Origin of the sequence: Microbacterium sp. F2E (assembly GCF_020905435.1) — a bacterium.
Classification (GTDB): Bacteria; Actinomycetota; Actinomycetes; order Actinomycetales; family Microbacteriaceae; genus Microbacterium; species Microbacterium lacticum.
This window is the reverse complement of sequence record NZ_JAJJIB010000004.1, coordinates 137,009-153,264: the sequence shown is the minus strand read 5'-3', so window position 1 is coordinate 153,264 and position 16,256 is coordinate 137,009. Positions and strand designations below refer to the sequence as shown.

18 protein-coding genes are annotated in these 16,256 nt (G+C 73.1%); 6 read left to right on the top strand and 12 right to left on the bottom strand.

The window, feature by feature from the left end; genetic code table 11:
- Nucleotides 1-5: 5 nt before the first annotated feature.
- Genes LOK55_RS05215 through LOK55_RS05205 form a run of 3 tightly spaced genes read left to right on the top strand, consistent with a single transcriptional unit; the run spans nt 6 to nt 1,933 of the window.
- The gene (locus LOK55_RS05215; RefSeq protein WP_196324740.1) at nt 6-533 is read left to right on the top strand and encodes a phosphoribosyltransferase; all 528 of its coding nucleotides are present in this window, start codon (nt 6-8) and stop codon (nt 531-533) included.
- A gap of 27 nt (nt 534-560) precedes the next feature.
- Nucleotides 561-1,298 carry a uracil-DNA glycosylase gene (locus LOK55_RS05210; protein ID WP_229934525.1) on the top strand — a complete coding sequence of 246 codons (738 nt, stop codon included), beginning with the start codon at nt 561-563 and terminating at the stop codon, nt 1,296-1,298.
- 5 nt (nt 1,299-1,303) lie between these two features.
- Nucleotides 1,304-1,933: a GNAT family N-acetyltransferase gene (locus tag LOK55_RS05205; RefSeq protein WP_229934524.1), complete on the top strand. Its 630-nt coding sequence runs from the start codon at nt 1,304-1,306 to the stop codon at nt 1,931-1,933.
- Nucleotides 1,934-1,957: 24 nt separating this feature from the next.
- Here LOK55_RS05205 and LOK55_RS05200 read toward each other — a convergent pair whose 3' ends face one another.
- The 8 genes from LOK55_RS05200 to LOK55_RS05165 all read right to left on the bottom strand — a co-directional run bounded on the left by LOK55_RS05200 (nt 1,958) and on the right by LOK55_RS05165 (nt 9,639).
- Nucleotides 1,958-2,359: a protealysin inhibitor emfourin gene (locus tag LOK55_RS05200; protein WP_229934523.1), complete on the bottom strand. Its 402-nt coding sequence runs from the start codon at nt 2,357-2,359 to the stop codon at nt 1,958-1,960.
- Nucleotides 2,328-3,401: a M4 family metallopeptidase gene (locus tag LOK55_RS05195; protein ID WP_229934522.1), complete on the bottom strand. Its 1,074-nt coding sequence runs from the start codon at nt 3,399-3,401 to the stop codon at nt 2,328-2,330. The genes LOK55_RS05200 and LOK55_RS05195 overlap by 32 nt, the downstream gene beginning before the upstream one ends.
- A 38-nt stretch (nt 3,402-3,439) precedes the next feature.
- Nucleotides 3,440-4,321, bottom strand: coding sequence for an ABC transporter ATP-binding protein (locus LOK55_RS05190; RefSeq protein WP_229934521.1), 882 nt, complete (start codon nt 4,319-4,321; stop codon nt 3,440-3,442).
- On the bottom strand, nt 4,318-5,106 hold the full coding sequence (locus tag LOK55_RS05185) for an ABC transporter ATP-binding protein (protein ID WP_141381241.1): 789 nt from the start codon (nt 5,104-5,106) through the stop codon (nt 4,318-4,320). The genes LOK55_RS05190 and LOK55_RS05185 overlap by 4 nt, the downstream gene beginning before the upstream one ends.
- Complete coding sequence (locus LOK55_RS05180) at nt 5,103-6,020, bottom strand: ABC transporter permease (protein ID WP_141381240.1); 918 nt, start codon at nt 6,018-6,020, stop codon at nt 5,103-5,105. The genes LOK55_RS05185 and LOK55_RS05180 overlap by 4 nt, the downstream gene beginning before the upstream one ends.
- Nucleotides 6,020-6,970: an ABC transporter permease gene (locus tag LOK55_RS05175; protein WP_141381239.1), complete on the bottom strand. Its 951-nt coding sequence runs from the start codon at nt 6,968-6,970 to the stop codon at nt 6,020-6,022. Before LOK55_RS05175 ends, LOK55_RS05180 begins: the two co-directional genes overlap by 1 nt.
- Before the next feature lie 7 nt (nt 6,971-6,977).
- Complete coding sequence (locus LOK55_RS05170; RefSeq protein ID WP_229934520.1) at nt 6,978-8,489, bottom strand: ABC transporter substrate-binding protein; 1,512 nt, start codon at nt 8,487-8,489, stop codon at nt 6,978-6,980.
- 211 nt (nt 8,490-8,700) lie between these two features.
- On the bottom strand, nt 8,701-9,639 hold the full coding sequence (locus tag LOK55_RS05165; RefSeq protein ID WP_229934519.1) for an alpha/beta fold hydrolase: 939 nt from the start codon (nt 9,637-9,639) through the stop codon (nt 8,701-8,703).
- A 75-nt stretch (nt 9,640-9,714) separates the two neighbouring features.
- Between LOK55_RS05165 and LOK55_RS05160 the strand changes: the two genes are divergently transcribed.
- From LOK55_RS05160 to LOK55_RS05150, 3 genes are all read left to right on the top strand, one after another.
- Entirely contained in the window at nt 9,715-10,206 is a 492-nt protein-coding gene (locus tag LOK55_RS05160) for a carboxymuconolactone decarboxylase family protein (protein WP_229934518.1), read from the top strand.
- Entirely contained in the window at nt 10,203-10,925 is a 723-nt protein-coding gene (locus LOK55_RS05155; RefSeq protein ID WP_196324751.1) for a tyrosine-protein phosphatase, read from the top strand. Before LOK55_RS05160 ends, LOK55_RS05155 begins: the two co-directional genes overlap by 4 nt.
- 67 nt (nt 10,926-10,992) lie before the next feature.
- Nucleotides 10,993-11,478, top strand: coding sequence for an SIP domain-containing protein (locus LOK55_RS05150; RefSeq protein WP_141381234.1), 486 nt, complete (start codon nt 10,993-10,995; stop codon nt 11,476-11,478).
- Between the two features lie 63 nt (nt 11,479-11,541).
- On the opposite strand, the gene LOK55_RS05145 is transcribed toward LOK55_RS05150, so the two are convergent.
- The 4 genes from LOK55_RS05145 to LOK55_RS05130 form a co-directional block, all read right to left on the bottom strand.
- Complete coding sequence (locus LOK55_RS05145) at nt 11,542-11,991, bottom strand: Fe-S oxidoreductase (RefSeq protein WP_229934517.1); 450 nt, start codon at nt 11,989-11,991, stop codon at nt 11,542-11,544.
- On the bottom strand, nt 11,988-12,887 hold the full coding sequence (locus tag LOK55_RS05140) for an arginase family protein (RefSeq protein ID WP_141381232.1): 900 nt from the start codon (nt 12,885-12,887) through the stop codon (nt 11,988-11,990). Before LOK55_RS05140 ends, LOK55_RS05145 begins: the two co-directional genes overlap by 4 nt.
- Before the next feature lie 114 nt (nt 12,888-13,001).
- Nucleotides 13,002-13,736, bottom strand: a complete 735-nt coding sequence (locus LOK55_RS05135) for a PspA/IM30 family protein (protein WP_229934516.1) — start codon at nt 13,734-13,736, stop codon at nt 13,002-13,004.
- Between the two features lie 97 nt (nt 13,737-13,833).
- On the bottom strand, nt 13,834-15,900 hold the full coding sequence (locus tag LOK55_RS05130; RefSeq protein ID WP_229934515.1) for a YgcG family protein: 2,067 nt from the start codon (nt 15,898-15,900) through the stop codon (nt 13,834-13,836).
- Between the last annotated feature and the right edge of the window lie 356 nt (nt 15,901-16,256).

Here is a 16,256-nt window from a genome sequence, read left to right as displayed (position 1 = left end):
GAACGGTGACCGACGACGACGCTTCCGACGACCGCGAGATCCTCACCTGGGACGGCTTCGGCGCGGCCACCCGCGCCCTGTCCCGCGCGATCGTCGACGACGGGTTCGCGCCCGACGTGGTCGTCGCGATCGCCCGCGGCGGGCTCCTCCCCGCCGGCGCCATCGCGTACGGGCTCGGCGTCAAGAGCTGCGGCGCGCTGAACGTCGAGTTCTACACCGGCATCGGCGCGGTGCTCGACGCGCCCGCGCTCCTGCCGCCCGACCTCGACCTCGGCTACCTGCCCGGCAAGCGCGTGCTGCTCGTCGACGACGTCGCCGACTCGGGGCGCACCCTGGCGCTCGCCGTGACGATGCTGACGGATGCCGGGGCGGAGGTGCGCTCGGTGTGCATCTACACGAAGCCGGGCTCCGTGGCATCCCCCGACTTCTCCTGGCGCGAGACCGACCGCTGGATCGACTTCCCCTGGTCGGCGCGCGGCACGGTCTTCGAAGAGGAAGCCGGCGCCGACTCGCACACCGGCGCGAGCGCGTGACGGTCGGCGCGTGAGGGCGGGCGCCTGATGGCGAAGACTCTCGACGAGCTGGCCGCCGCGGGTCTCATCGACCCCGGCTGGGCGGCGGCGCTCGCCCCGGTCGCCCCCGACATCGCCGCGCTCGGCGAGCGGCTGCGCGCCGAGACGGCGGCGGGGCGCGCCTACCTGCCGGCCGGCGACCGGGTGCTGCGGGCGTTCGCCCGGCCGCTCGACGGGGTGCGCGTGCTGATCGTGGGACAGGACCCGTACCCGACCCCGGGGCATCCGATCGGCCTGTCGTTCGCCGTCGACGCGCACGTGCGCCCGCTGCCGCGGAGCCTCGGCAACATCTACCGCGAGCTCGAGAGCGACCTCGGCATCCCGCCCGCCCCGCACGGTGACCTGTCGGCGTGGAGCGATCAGGGCGTCATGCTGCTCAACCGCGTGCTGACCGTTGCGCCGGGCGCCCCCGCCTCGCACCGCGGCTGGGGCTGGGAGAAGGTCACCGAGCACGCGATCCGCACCCTGGCCGCCCGCGGCGGGCCGCTCGTCGCGATCCTGTGGGGAAGGGATGCCGCGAACCTGCGACCCCTGCTCGGCGACGTCCCGATCATCGAGTCGGCGCATCCGTCGCCGCTGTCGGCGAGCCGCGGGTTCTTCGGCTCGCGCCCGTTCTCGCGGGCGAACGCGCTGCTCGTCGAGCAGGGCGCGCCCGAGGTCGACTGGCACGTGGATGCCGGCGGCATCGCCGCTGCGGATGGCACCGATGCCGGCGGCGTAGGCTGACGCGCATGCTGGAGGAGGAGTACGAGAAGACGCGTCGACGGCTGCCGGCGCACCTGCGCCGCGCCGAGAACGAGCGCCCGTTCTCCTACGAGATCCGCCCGGTCCGCGACGCGGACGTCCCCGACATCCGGGAGATCTACAACCACTACGTGACGAACTCCGTCGTCACCTTCGACGAGAAGAAGTGGACCCTCGCGCAGTGGCGCGAGAAGATCGCGCACCTGCGCAGGCTCGGCATGCCGTTCCTCGTCGCACAGTCGCCGTCGGGCCAGGTGCTCGGCTACGCGCTCGTGCAGCCCATGTCGTCGAAGTCGGCGTACCGCTACAGCGTCGAGAACTCGATCTACCTCGGACAGGCGGCGACGGGGAAGGGCCTCGGCCGCGCACTGCTCGAGGCGCTCATCGCGGCGAGCGAGGCGGCGGGCATCCACCAGATGGTCGCGGTGATCAGCGACAAGGGCGCCGAATCGTCGATCGCGCTGCACGAGAAGCTCGGCTTCGTCGAGGTCGGCCGGATGGGCCGCGTGGGGTTCAAGTTCGGCCGCTGGCTCGGCACGATCTACCTGCAGAAGCAGCTGAAGCCGGTGAAGCAGAAGCGGCGGCTGTTCGGCCGGCGCGCAGACGCCGAGGACTGACCGGCGGCGCGGTGACCGGCGCGCTCAGCGGCTGGGGGTCGGTGAGGATGCCTCGTGCACGGCGTCGATCAGCTCGCGCCACGCGCCCGACGCGTCCGACTCGGCGAGCTCCGCATGCCGCGTCGCGCCGGGGACGGTCGCGCTGACGCTGTACGCGAACCGGTCGGCACCGGCGGATCCTGCGGTGGCCGATCCAGTGGCCGCCGCGCCGGCCGCGCCGGGCGGATCCGCCGCGCAGTCGTCCCACGGGCAGCCCTCGACGAGCGCGATCCAGGGATCGGCGTCCGAGGCATCCGCCTCGACCACCCACCTCCGGCGCATCCCGGCCAGGCCGCCCGAGCGCACGACCGTCACGGCGACCGCGGGACCACCCGCGTCGCGCGAGACGCCCGCGTCACCGGGTCCGTCGTCGGGCTGCTGCGCCACCGTTCGTCACGCCGACGGCGCTCCACGCGGTGCGCACGGCGGCGGCCTCCTCCGAGTCCTCACCGTACTCCGCGGCGGCGACCTGTGCGGTCGCCTCGGCGAACCGGGCGAAGTCGGCGGTGCGGGGCAGCGAGCCGCCCGTCACCGTGAGGTACCAGATGCGGCCCGCCCGCTCCCAGGCGTGGCCGCCGAGCGCGACCGCGACGAGGTGGAACGCCTTGTTCGGGATGCCCGAGTTGATGTGCACGCCCCCGTTGTCCTCGGTGGTCTCGACGTAGTCGCGCACGTGCGCGGGCTGCGGGTCGCGGCCGAGCACGTCGTCGTCGTACGCGGTGCCGGGCGCCTTCATCGACCGCAGCGCCACGCCCTGCACCGCCGGGGTGAAGATGCCCGCGCCGATCAGCCACGACGCCTCCGCCGCGGTCTGGCCGCGCACATGCTGCTCGGTGAGGGCGCCGAACACGTCGGCGACCGACTCGTTGAGCGCCCCCGACTGCCCGGAGTACTCGAGGCCGCCGGAGTGCTCCACGACGCCGTGGCCGAGCTCGTGCGCCATGACGCTGATCGAGCCGGTGAACCCCGTGAACACCTCGCCGTCGCCGTCGCCGAACACCATCCGCTCGCCGTTCCAGAACGCGTTGTCGTACTTCTCGCCGTAGTGCACGGTGGCCGCGAGCGCGCCGCCGGCGCCGTCGATGGATTCCCGGGCGACGGCATCCCAGAAGAAGTCGAACGTCTCGCCGAGGCCGTCGAAGGCCTCGTCGACCGCGGCGTCGCCGGTGGCGGGATCGTCATCGCCGCGCACGCGCACCCCGGGCAGCTGTTCGCGGTGCTGCGCGTCGGAGATCACCCGGTCGGGGGCGGGCGACCCCTCGAACACGAGCGCCTCGCCCTCGACCGTCACATCGAGATTCGCCCGCGTGGGGTGGTAGACCCGCGGCGTGGCGAGGGTCGCCCGGGCCGCCTCGGCGGCGACGGCCAGGTGCGGCGACTCGGCGTCGGCGAGCCGTGCGAGCAGGTACGGCGGAACGATCGCGTACATGGCGTCACCCTACGCCCCGTCGCCGACACCCGCCGGGCTCAGCCGGCGCTCGGGTCCCGGCCCGGCTCGATGACCGGGATGGATGCCAGCAGCCGCCGCGTGTACGCGACCTGCGGCGCGAGCAGCACCTTCTCGGTCGGCCCCTCCTCGACGATGCGGCCGTCCTTCATCACGATCACCTCGTCGCAGAGGCTCTGCACGACACCGATGTCGTGCGACACCATCACGAGCGTGAACCCCTGCGTGCGGCGCAGGTCGCGCAGGAGCTCGAGCACCTGCGCCCGCACTGTGACATCGAGCGCCGAGAGCGGTTCGTCGCCGACGAGCAGGCGCGGCCGGTGCACGATCGCCCGGGCGAGGGCGATCCGCTGCCGCTGACCGCCGGAGAACTCGTGCGGGTAGCGGGTCGCCATCTCCGCCTCGAGGCCCACGTCCTCCAGCACCTCGCGCACGCGCGCGCGCCGCTCCGCGCCCGGCGTGAGCACGCCGAGCGCCCACAGCGGCTCGCCGACGATCCGGCCGATGCTCATGCGCGGGTCGAGCGACGCGTACGGGTCCTGGAACACGATCCCGGTCTCGCGTCGCAGCCAGTGCAGCGAGCGGGCGCCGGCGCGCGCGTCGACCGGTCGGCCGTCGAAGGTGACGGTGCCCGAGGTCGGGGCGTCGAGCCCCAGCAGGATGCGGACGAGCGTCGATTTGCCCGACCCCGACTCGCCGATGATGCCCAGCGCCGAGCCCGTGCGCACATCGATGTCGGCGTCGTCGAGGGCCGTCGTCGTGCGGGAGCGCTCGAACAGACCGGTGCCGCGCTGGCGGAACGTGCGCCCGAGTCCGCGCCCCCGGACGAGCACGTCGTCGAACCCCGAGTCGCCAAGGCCGCCGGGCCCGACCGGCTCGACGGGCTCCACGTCGGGCGTCATGCGAGGCCTCCCGGCTTCCAGAGCGTCGCGGTCGCGTCGCGCAGCAGCCCCTGCGTGATCGGCGAGGCGGGGGCGGTGAGCAGGCGCGACAGCGGTCCGTGCTCGATGACGCGTCCCTCGTCGAGCACGACGGCGTGGGTCGCGACCTGCGAGAGCACGGCCAGGTCGTGCGTGATGAACACGAGAGACATGCCGTCCCGCGCGACGAGACCGTTCAGCAGGTCGAGGATCTCGGCCTGGATCGTCACGTCGAGCGCGGTGGTCGGCTCGTCGGCGATGAGCAGGCGCGGCCGGCAGGCGAGCGCCATCGCGATCGCGACCCGCTGCCGCTGTCCGCCGGAGAGCTGGTGCGGATAGCGCTTCACGATCTGCTCGGGGTCGGGCAGGCGCACCCGCGCGGCCTCGGCGACGGCGCGGCGGGACGCCTCGCGCCGCGAGGCGCCCTCGTGGATGCGGATCGACTCGCCGATCTGCCGTCCGACGGTGCGCACGGGGTTGAGGGCGGTGCGCGGCTCTTGGAAGACGATGCCGATCTCGTCGCCGCGGAGGGTCGCCAGCTCGCGGTCGGGCAGTCCGATCAGCTCGCGGCCGTCCCACCGCACGCTCCCCGAGGCCGTCGCGCCCTCGGGCAGGAGTCCGAGGATCGCGAGCGCGGTGAGCGACTTGCCCGATCCCGACTCGCCGATGAGCCCGACTCGCGCGCCGTCGGGCACGTCGAACGAGACCCCGTCGACGACGCGGCTCCCGTCCAGCTCGACCACGAGATCGCGCACCTCGAGACTCACGAGACCACCGCCGGCTGCGGGATGTCGGAGCGGGTCGTGCGGGTGCGGCGCGAGAGGGTCGGGTCGGTCGCCTCGCGCAGTCCGTCGCCCAGCAGGTTGAGACCGAGCACCGTCAGCGTGATCGCGAGCCCCGGCCAGACGACGGTGAGCGGATGCACCGAGATGTAGGTCTGCAGGTCTTTCAGGAGGAGCCCCCAGCTCGGCTCGGTCGCCGGCGCGCCGAAGCCGAGGTAGCTGAGGCCCGCCTCGGCGAGCACCGCCACGGCCATGCCCCACGACAGCTGCACGATGAACACCGGTGCGACGTTGGGCAGCAGGTGCCGCCACAGGTTCTGCACGGGCGTGAGGCCCGACGCGCGCCCCGCCAGCACGAAGTCGCTGTGCAGCACGCGGCGGAGCTCGGGCCGCGTGACGCGGGCGATGTTCACGCCGAAGCCGATGCCGACCGACACGATCACGACCCAGAGCGAGCCGCCCCACACAGACGACAGCATCATCGCGATGAGGAGCACCGGGAAGGCGATCAGGATGTCGACGAGCACCGCGACCGACTCGCGCACCCACCGGGTGGTCAGCGCGCCGAGCGCCGCGAGCAGCAGCCCCAGGAGGGTCGCCACGACGCCGGCGCCGAGCGCGACCCACACGGTGGTGCGCGCTCCGGCCATGAGGAGGCTGAGGATGTCGCGCCCCGATCCGTCGGTGCCGAGCAGGTGCGGGATGCCCGGGGCATCCCAACGATTGGCGACGTCGACCCGCTGCGGGTCGAACGGCGTCCAGAACCGTGCGACGAGCGCGGTGAGCGCGGTCACGGCCACGACGATGATGCCGAAGCGGCCCGTCGACAGCGACCAGAGCCGCGCGAACCACGAGGGACGGTCGCCGGTGCGACCGGTCTGCGCGCGCCGCCGGACCATCACTCCGCCTCCCGCTGCCGCGGGTCGATGACCCGGTGCACGAGGTCGACGACGAACCCGACGACCAGCACGAACCCGGTGAGCACGAGCAGCTCGCCCTGCACCTTGGGCAGGTCGCGGTTGCCGACATCGGCGACGAGCATCCGTCCGATGCCGGGCAGGCTGAACAGCTGCTCGATCACGACGGAGCCGACGATGATGCCGGCCACCTGCAGACCGAGCACCGTGATGATCGACAGCCCCACGGTGGGCAGGCCGTGCCGCACGAGCGCCTGATTGCGGGTGAGCCCCTTCGCGGCGGCGGTGCGCACGAAGTCCTGCCCCGTCGCCTGCAGCGTCGCCGAGCGGACGAAGCGCATGAGCATCGCGCCCTCGATCACGCCGATGGTGATCGCGGGGAGCAGCAGCGAGCGGAACGCGAGGCCGGGGTCCGACCACCCGCTGCGCGGGAATCCCTGCGCGGGCAGCCAGCCGAGCCACACCGCGAAGACGACGACGAGCATCATGCCCGCCCAGACGACCGGCACGGCGGCGAGGGTCTGCGCGGTGACGTTCAGCGCGGTGCCGTCGGCGTGGCCGCGGCGCATCGCCGAGATCACGCCGAACGGCAACGCGACGAGCATCGCGATCGTCATCGCCATGAGACCGAGCGGGATCGTGACCTGCCCCTTCTGCACGAGCTCGTCGGCGACGGACGATCCGGTGAGCAGCGACGAGCCGAGGTCTCCCTGCAGCACCCCGCCGATCCACGCGGCGTACTGCACCGGCAGCGGGTCGTCGAGGCCCAGCCGGTCGCGGATGGCGGCGACCTGGTCGGGGGTGGAGTTCACCCCGGCGATGAGCTGGGCCACATCGCCGGGGAGAACCCGCAGGGTCATGAAGATGAGCGCACTGGCGACGAACAGGCCCAGCAGCAGCAGGGCCAGCCGCGTCAGCGCGTAGCGGATCACCCGTCTGCTAGCTCTGAGACGTGGCCAGCTCGGCCAGGTTCATGCGCTCGTTGACGTTGACCGACGGGAAACCGGTGATGTCGGTGCCGACGGCGACGACGGATGCCCCGTTGTACAGCCAGTCGGCGGCCTGGTCCTCGGCCACGATCTTCGCGGCCTGCTTCAGCAGGTCGGCCGACGTGTCGGGGTCGGTGGCACGCGTCGACTGCGCGTAGAGATCCTGCACCTTCGGGTTGTCGTAGGTGAAGTAGTAGTCGGGGTTCGCCCAGTTCTCGAAGTCGCGGGCCTCGGTGTGCAGCACGAAGCTCAGCTCGTAGTCCTTGTTCGTGTAGACGTCGCTGATCCAGGTGGGGAACTCCACGTTGTCGACCTTCAGCGTGATGCCGACGTCGTGCAGGTTCGACACGAGGATCTGCGACACGGTCGAGCCGTAGAACGCGGGGATCGTGAGGTTCAGCGTGATGTCCTCGGCGCCCGCCTCGGCGAGGAGCTTCTTGGCTGCGGCCGGGTCGAACGGCGCCGTCGACTCGAGGTCCTCGTAGCCGGGGTCGAGCTCGGGGATCGGACCGTACTGCGTCTGTCCGGCGCCGAGCGCCGCGACGATCGACTCCTTGTCGATGGCCTGACGGATCGCCTGGCGCACGCGCTTGTCGGCGAGCGGCCCCTTCGTCGAGTTCATCGCGAGCAGGCCCTTGTCGGTCGACTTGCCGAGCACGAGCGCGAAGTCGCCGTTCGCCTCGACCTGGTCCTTGAGGTTCGCGTCGAACCCGGTCAGCACGTCGAGCTCGCCCGCGAGCGCGCCGCTGAGTGCGGCCTGCGTGTCGGGGATGAAGTCGAGCACGACCTCGGCCGCCTTCGCCTTGTCGCCCCAGTAGGCGTCGTTGCGCTTCAGGGTGATCGAGTCGCCCTGCTTCCAGTCGGCGAGGGCGTAGGGGCCGGTGCCGTTGGCGGCCGTCTTGCGGTCGGTCGTGTCTCCCTCTTTGAAGACGAGCCCGGCGCGGCCGGTGAGGTTCCATAGCAGCGTCGAGTCGGGCTCGCTGAGGGTCAGCACGATGTCCTGCCCATTCGCGGCGATCGAGCTGACGCGCTCGAGGCGCGCCGAGTCGCGGTACGAGGCGTTGTCCTTGACCTGCTGCAGCGACCACACGACGTCGGCGGGGGTGAGCTCCTCGCCGTTGTGGAAGGTGACGCCCTCGCGCAGGGTGAAGGTGTAGGTGAGGCCGTCGGCCGAGACGTCGTGGCTGGATGCCAGGGTGTCGACGATCTCCTGGTCGGGGGTGCGCGAGACGAGGCCCTGGTACACGTTGTCGATCAGGATCTGGTCGAGCGCGGCGCCCGCGGTCTCGCGGATGTCGAGGTTGCCGGGCTCGGCGACGAGGCGCACCGCGATCGAGGCATCCGGGTCGGCGGACCCGCCCGACGAGGTGGGCGACGGCGACGTGCCGCCGGTGCAGGCGCTGAGCAGCAGGGCGCCGGCCGCGAGGAGCGCGGCAGCAGCGACGGTGGTGCGGCGAAGCATGTGAGGGGGTTCCTTTCGCAGGGCGGACGGGCGCGAAGATGCTGTGGGCGCCGGTCCGCAGACTCGAGTGCGCCTTACAGCCTAGGCTTCCGGCGCGGTGCCCCGGTCATGATCGGCCGCGGCGTCGGTCACGATCTGTCACACGGTTCGTCGCGCCCCGTCGCACGGGTCGCCGAATCGCGCGTTCTCGCTCGCCGGACGGCCGGTCCGCTCACGCGTCGGCGATGTCGAAGACGAGAGCCGCGAGCGGGGCTGGCAGCTCCTCCTGCACGTTGTGACCCGAAGGCACCGTGAGGACGGATGCCTGCGGCACGCGCGCCACGAAGTCGGCCGCGTCGCCCTCGGTGACGAAGCCGCGCTCGCCGCGCACGAGCGTGATCGGCACGGTGACCGCGGCGAGGTCGTCCCAGCCGGAGGCCGACAGCGCGCCGCGGATCGCCTGCTGCTGCGCCTCGGCGCTCGCCGCGGCGGCGGGGTCGGCGGCGAGGGCGTTCGCGAGGTGCGCGAAATGGTGCTTCCACTCCACCCGGCCGTCGGACCGCACGCGGGAGTTCTGGAAGACGCCCCGCGTCGCCGCCTCGCGCGTGCCGCCGAGCCCGAAGGCGAGGGCGCGGTCGACGAGCTCGTCGCGGCTCGCCCAGTCGGTGGGCCCCGCGAAGAACGCTCCGATCTGCGCGGCGTCGCCGTTCGGGTCGATGCCGGGGGTGATCTCGACGATCACGAGTGCGCGGACGAGCTCGGGATGCGTGGCCGCGAGGGCAGCGGCGGTGAGTCCGCCGAGCGACTGGCCGACCAGCACCTGCGGGGCATCCGTCCACTCCGCGATCGCCGGGGCGATGTCGGCGGCGAGCGTCGCCCCGACGTAGGCGGCGTCGTCCCGCCACGACGAGTCGCCGTGGCCGGGCAGGTCGAGGGCGAGGGCGGGAAGACCCAGGGCGAGCACGGTCGTGTCCCAGGTGTGGGCGTTGAGGCCCGCGCCGTGCAGGAAGGTGACGACAGGGGAGGGGAAGGTGCCCGAGGCGGCGTCGCCGTACTGCAGCGCGCTGACGGTGCGGCCGTCCGGCAGTGCGAAGCTCAGCCGCCGGGCGGGCGGGGCGGTGACGCCGAGCTCGGCGGCCTGGGCGGAGAGATAGGGGAACTCGGCATCCATCCCGCCATTGTGGTGCACGCGCGGCCGCCGCGTCCCGCTCGCCGTTGCGCGGTGCGGGCGCAATAGGGTGGGCGCATGACCACAGAGCGACGCGTGCACCTCTCCCGTTCGGCCCGGCCCGCCTACGACGCACTGGAGGCGTTCTCGCAGACGGTCGGCACCCTCGCGACCGAGGCGGGGATCGACGACCGGCTGAAGGAGATCGCGCTCATCCACACGTCGCAGCTCAACGGCTGCGCCTACTGCGTGCGGGTGCACGTCGACCGCGGCGTCGCGGCCGGCCTCACCGCCGACGAGATCGCCCAGATCGCGGTCTGGCGCGAGTCGGGCGTCTTCAGCGCGCGCGAGCGGGCCGCCCTCGAACTCGCCGAGAGCTACGTCTACATCCACGAGGAGGGCGTCTCCGACGAGCTGTACGACCACGTCTGCGGCATCTTCACCGAGGAGGAGTACGTCGCCCTCAGCTGGCTGCTCGTCTCGATCGGCGCCTTCAACCGCATCACGATCGCCGGAAAGTACCCCGTGCCGCCGCGCCGAGGGGAGCGGGCCCCGAGCGCGACGTCATGACCCCCGCGGGTCTGCCGGTGGGCGGCGCGCTGAACCTCCGCGACGTGGGCGGCCTCCCGGCGGCGTCGGGCGTCACGCGGAGCGGCGTCCTCTTCCGCTCCGGAAACCTCGCCCGCCTCACCGGTGACGGGCGCACGGCGCTCGCCGCGTTGGGCCTCCGCCGTGTCGTCGACCTGCGCGCCGACGACGAAGTGGCGCTCGAGCCGAGCCGCCTCGACGGGCTCGAGGTCGAGACGCTGCGCGCACCGCTCTTCCTCGGGTCGGCGGCATCGTTCTTCGTCGACGACGTGCCGCTCTCCGAGATGTACCGCGCGCTCGTCGACACCGGCGCCGAACGCCTTGTCGAGGTGGTGCGCGCCGTGCTCGAGACGCAGCCGGTACTCGTGCACTGCACCGTCGGCAAGGACCGCACCGGCGTCGCGGTGGCGCTCATGCTCGCCGCCGTCGGGGTGGAGCGCGCGGCCGTCGTCGACGACTACGCCCGCACCGAGGCGCTACTGCCGCCGGCGCGCAACGCCCGCGTGCTCGCGTACCTTCGCGCCGCCCATCCGCAGGCGCGCCACCTCGACGAGCTCGCGACCCGGTCGCCGGCGCCCGTGATGAGCGGCCTCCTCGACGAGCTCGATGCGCGCTACGGCTCGCCCGCCGACTATCTGCGCGCGCAGGGCGTGCGCGACGACGAGCTCGCCGAGCTCCGCCGCGTGCTCATTGCAGGCTGAGTATCTGCGGCGGAATCGGGGCAGGCGAGGTAAGGCTCGCCTAAACGGGGAGTATAGTGAAAGCATCATGACCACGCTGACCGAACACGCCGTCGCCCACGACGCCACCGCCTGCAAGGCATCCCGTCATGCGCGCGTGCAGCAGCTGATCACCGCCGACGAGACCTCGCTGGTCGAGCTCGAGACGCTCATCGCGACCCTGCCGATCTGCTCGACCGGTCGGGTGTTCATCGAGGTGCCGGATGCCTCGTACGTGTTCGATCTCGCCGTGCCCGCCCGCATGATCGTGACGTGGCTCGACCGTTCGCAGCGCACCGGCGATCCCGGAACGGGCCGCGCCTGCGCCCCCGGACAGGCTCTCGCGCGCGCCGTGACGGCGTGGGCCGACGAGATGCTCTGCGCCGACGACACGTGCGCGGGCGGCACCCGCATCCACCTGCTCGGCGGCTTCCTCGGCACGGCCGACATCTTCGACCACCTGACCGGCGCCCTCGGCATCGAGGCGAGCGCCGTGCACACGCCCGAGCGCTTCGGACTCGCCGCCGCGCGCTGACCGGGGGTCGCGGCGCCGGCATCTGCCGCGCTGCGCTGCCGGTCGGCTTGGCTTGGGCTCCGTTCAGCTGCCGCGCGGCACGTAGCTGCCGTCTTCGAGCCCGGCGGTGATCTCGAACCGGTTCGTCAGCGGGTTGCGGCCGGCGACGAGGTAGAGCAGGGGCATGAGGAATCCGTACCGCCGCCACTGCCGCGCGTGCACGGCCTCGTGTCGTAGCACGGTGTCGGTGACCGGCGCCGATCCGGTGAGGTAGCAGCCGCCCACGCACACGCCGCCGCGGCCGAACGCCCAGTTCGGCAGGCCCGTGAACACCCACAGCCCGGCGCGGCGCGTCACCGGACCGGTCGACCACAGGCCGCCCCACACCCAGCCGACGGCGGTGCCCCACGCGTAGCCGAGGATGCTGATGGGGGAGTCGAGCATGACGGACGGGATCCAGGCGTCGATCGCCTCGCCGCGTGCGACGGCGCGTTCGGCGCGCTGTCGCCAGCCCGCCGGGGGGCGGGCGATCACGCGAGCGCCCCGACGACCCGCAGGATCGTGCCGAGGTCGTCGACGGCGGCGGCCGGAGAGGCCGGAGCGAATCCCGCGATCGACGCGCCGACGAGCGGCACGCGGGCGCGGGCGGCGGCGATCGAGCGCAGCAGCGCGTCGAGCGACAGCCCGAACGGCACCGGCAGGCCGACGCCGGAGATCACGGCAGGGTCGAGCACATCGAGGTCGACGTGGATGTAGAGGGCGGTGGCACCCGTCGCCGCGACCGCGTCGGCGAGGCGCTCGGGGCCGTCGAGGTCTTCGACGGAGAGGCGCAGCACACCGGCATCCATCGCGGCCGTCTCTTCGGCGTCGTCGAGCTCCCGCGCTCCGGCGAGGATCACCCGCTCGGCAGGCACGATCGGCCCGCCGGACGGGAGCGGCAGGTCGTCGATCACGGCGCGCAGGGCCATGCCCGCGAACGCGCCCGAGGGCGAGGAGGCGGGCGAGTTCAGGTCGCCGTGCGCGTCGAACCAGACCACCGCGAGGCGATCGTGCGCCGCGGCGGCGTGGGCGATCGCCGGCACCGCGACGCCGCAGTCGCCGCCGACCACGAGCGCCGGCTCGGCCGGGGCGGCCGCTTCGGTCGGCGCGGCCGCGGCGTCGAGGTCGGCGGCGGGCGTCGAGCCCTCGGGCGTGCGCGTGTCGGGGGCGCCCGCGGCCAGGGCATCCCTCACCGCGTCGGCGGTGCGCGAGAGCGCGCTGTAGCGCCGGATGCCCGTGTCGAGCGCCTCGCCGGCCGAGGTCGGCACCTCGACCCGCACCGTGCGAGCGCGCGGCAGGTCGCCGGCGATCGCCTCGGCGCCGTCGACGAGGTGCATCGCCCGCGCAGCGGGCGACCCCTGCCACTGCGGCACGATGAGGAAACGCGTCATGGGGTCATCCTCCCGCACAGCGCCCGCACGCGAGAAACCACTCCGCGCGTGAGAAACCGCGGCGGGCGTGGTTTCTCGACACGGGAGTGGTTTCTCGGCGTGGTGGCGGGGTGGTTACTGCTCGATCGCGGGGGCGGGCGCGCCGGCCTTCAGCGCCGCGAGGCGCGCCTCGACCTCCGTGAGCTCGCCCACGTCCTCCAGCTGGTTGAACTGCGCATCGAGCGAGGATGCCGCGATCTCGGCCTTGCCCGCCGCGAGCGCCTCCTGGCGGCGCACCTTGTCTTCGAAGCGGCCGATCTCGCTCGTCGGGTCCATGACGTCGATCGACCGGACCGCGTCGTGCACCTTGTTCTGCGCCTCGGCGCTCTTCTGCCGCGCCATGAGCTCGGAGGCCTTCGACCTCAGCTCGACGAGCTTCTGCTTCATGCCGTTGAGGCCGTCCTTGAGCTTGTCGACCACCTCGGTCTGCGCGGCGATCGAGGGGGCCAGCGCCTTCGCCTCGTTCTCCTCGCTGATCTGACGCTGCAGGGCGATCTTGGCGAGGTTGTCGAACTTGTCGGCGTCGGTCGTGTTGCCGGCCCGGCGCAGCTCGTCGGCCTTGCGGCTCGCGGCGAGCGCCTTGTTGCCCCACTCGGCGGCGGCCTTGACGTCCTCCTCGTGGTCGCGCTCGAGCAGGCGCAGGTTCCCGATCGTCTCGGCGATGGCCGATTCGGCGTCGGCGATGTTGTTCGTGTAGTCGCGGACGAGCTGGTCGAGCATCTTCTGCGGGTCTTCGGCGGAGTCGAGCATCGCGTTGACGTTCGCCTTCACGAGCGTCGAGATTCGGCCGAAGATGGACTGCTTTGCCATCGGTTTTCCTTTCCTAACGGGAACTGGGGGTGTCGGTGGGTGTGGGAGGTCGGGGCTCGGATGCCGCGGGCGTTCGTGGCGGGCGCGGGAGGAGGAGTCAGAAGCGGCCGCCTCCGCGCCGGCTGCGGGTGCCGCCGCCGCCGAAGCTGCCGGGGCCCATGCCACCGCCCCGACTGCCGCCGCCGTAGCCGCCTCCTCCTCCGTACCCGCCACCGCCGAACATACCGCCGCCACCGCCACGACCGCCGCCCAGCAGCGAGTTGATGAGGATGCCGCCGAGCACGGCGCCCATCACGTTGCCGCCGCCGCCGCTTCCGCCGCCGCCGAACATGCCGCCGCCCGAGAAGGCGCCGACGTCGTTCTGCGCGTACTGGATCGCCTGAGCGGCGAGGTCGTTCGCGCGCTGGGCGTAGGGGAGCGCGGCGGCGGGGTCGGTCTGCTGCAGCTGACGGGCCTGCACGAGCGAGGCGCCCGCCTCGGCGAGCCGCGTGCGCGCCTCGGCGCCGATCGCTCCGCGCCGCGAGGTGATGAAGTCCTCTGCCGTCGACACCTGCGCCTGGGCCTGCGTCATCAGGGCGTTCAGCTGCTGGCCAGCGCGCTGCGCCTGCGCCTGCGCGTCGCGCACCCCGGCGAGCGTCGCGTCGATCTGCGTGTTCGCGGCGTCGAGGTTCTGCAGGGCGGCGAGCGGCTGCTTGGCCGATCCGGCGAGGAGCGCCTTCGCGGCATCCACCTGTCCGCGGGTCGTCGCGATCACCCCGGCGAGGCGCCCATCGGTGTCGGGCAGGCCGCTCGCGGTCGCGATGTCCTGCTCGATGTCGGCGATGAGGCCGGCGGCGTCGGTCTCGGCCTTGCCGAGGTCGGCGGCGAGGGTGCCCACGGCGGTGTGCAGCAGGTCGGCCTGCGCCACGGCGTCCTCGGCGGCGCGGATGCTGACGGCGGCGGCCGCCGAGTCGCCGGCGGCGATCGCCTGCTGCGCGGCGGCCAGCTGCTCGTCGGCGAAGGCGAGGTCGGTCGCGGCGTGCACGGGGTTGTCGGCGATCGTCGCGAGGGCGGCCGGGGCGTACGCGCCTTGGAGCGCGGCGAGCGCGCTCGCGCTCTGATCCTGCGCGGCGGCGACCGTCTGGCGCAGCGCCTGCACGCGGGCGAGCGCGTCGGGGGCATTCTGCTCGAGCTGGCGCAACTCGTCGAACGCCTTCGCCTTCTCGTCGAGACCGGCGTTCGCCCGCTCGCACAGGTCGATGATCTGCGCGTTCCAGGCGCGCACGTCGGCCTCGGAGTCGGGGGTGGAGTCGTCGAGCCGCTGCTGCAACTCGAAGGCCTGGTCGAGGGATGCCTTGGCATCCGTCAGCGCCTGCTCGAACTCCGCGGCCGCGGCGTCGCCGAACTGCGCGCGGGCGAAGCCGAGCTCCTGCTCGCTCGTCTTGATCGCGTCATCGGTCTGCACGAGCGCCGACGCGGCCCGGCGGCGCAGTTCGTCGGTGGACACCTGGGCGAGCGGGTCCTGCGGGGCATCCGCGCCGATCGCGCCACCGACACCGCCCTGTCCGCCCGCCACGGCGGGGGTCCTCTTGCGGCGGGAGCGCACGACGATCCAGATGACGAGCGCCGCGAGCGCCACGAGGACGAGGACCAGAAGGATCGGCGCGAGGGCGCCGCCGGAGCCGCCGGAGCCGCCAGTTCCTCCCGAGCCGCCCTTCACCGCGTCGGCCAGGCCGGCTGCGGCCGCCGTGGCGGCTCCCGCCCAGTCGCCGGAGGCGAGGGCGGGCCGCACCCGCTGCTGCTCGATCTGGCGAAGCTGATCCTCGCTCACGGGTCCCTGCGAGTAGCCGGACAGGTAGTACTGGCGGCCGTCGGTGGCGACCGCGAGGAGGTACTGGTTGGGGCCGAGGCCGTTCGCCTCGGCCGTCGCGTTCGCCCATCCCTCGGGGCTCGTCGGGTCGGTGAAGGTCGGCACGTAGACGACCCACAGGTCGACGCCCGAGGTGGTGGAGAGGGAGTCGAGCTCCTTCTCGACGCTCGAGGTCTGCGAGGCGCTCAGCACCCCCGACTCGTCCAGCACGCGCGTTGCGCCCAGCGTCACCGGCGCGGTGGCGAGGGCTGCGCCCGCGCCCCCGAGCACGATCGCGACAGCGGCGGTCAGAGCCAGCATCAGACGCGTGCGCATGGCGCACCCCCTCCTTCGCGAGACCTTCGCGACGGCCTCCTACCGATCCTATGCCGGGCCGCGTATGAGGCGATAGGTCGCGGCATGGGAATCGGCTATGCGCCCGGGTCGGGCGGGATCGGGCGGGGCCGCCCGACCGGGCCGGGTCGGGCCGTGTCGCCAGGCCGTGCCGGGCCGGGTCGGGCCGCCGGGTCGTGCCCCGCAATGCCCCGCCGGGTTGGGCCGCGTGCCGCGTCGGCGTGGCGCGGGGTCGGGCTGCGTCGGGCGGGGCCGCGTGCCGAGCCGCGCTGGCGATGCCGCGGACGGGGGCGGTGCGATCGGGGCGTCGCTGCCGGGCCGGGCGGCCCGTGGCAGGT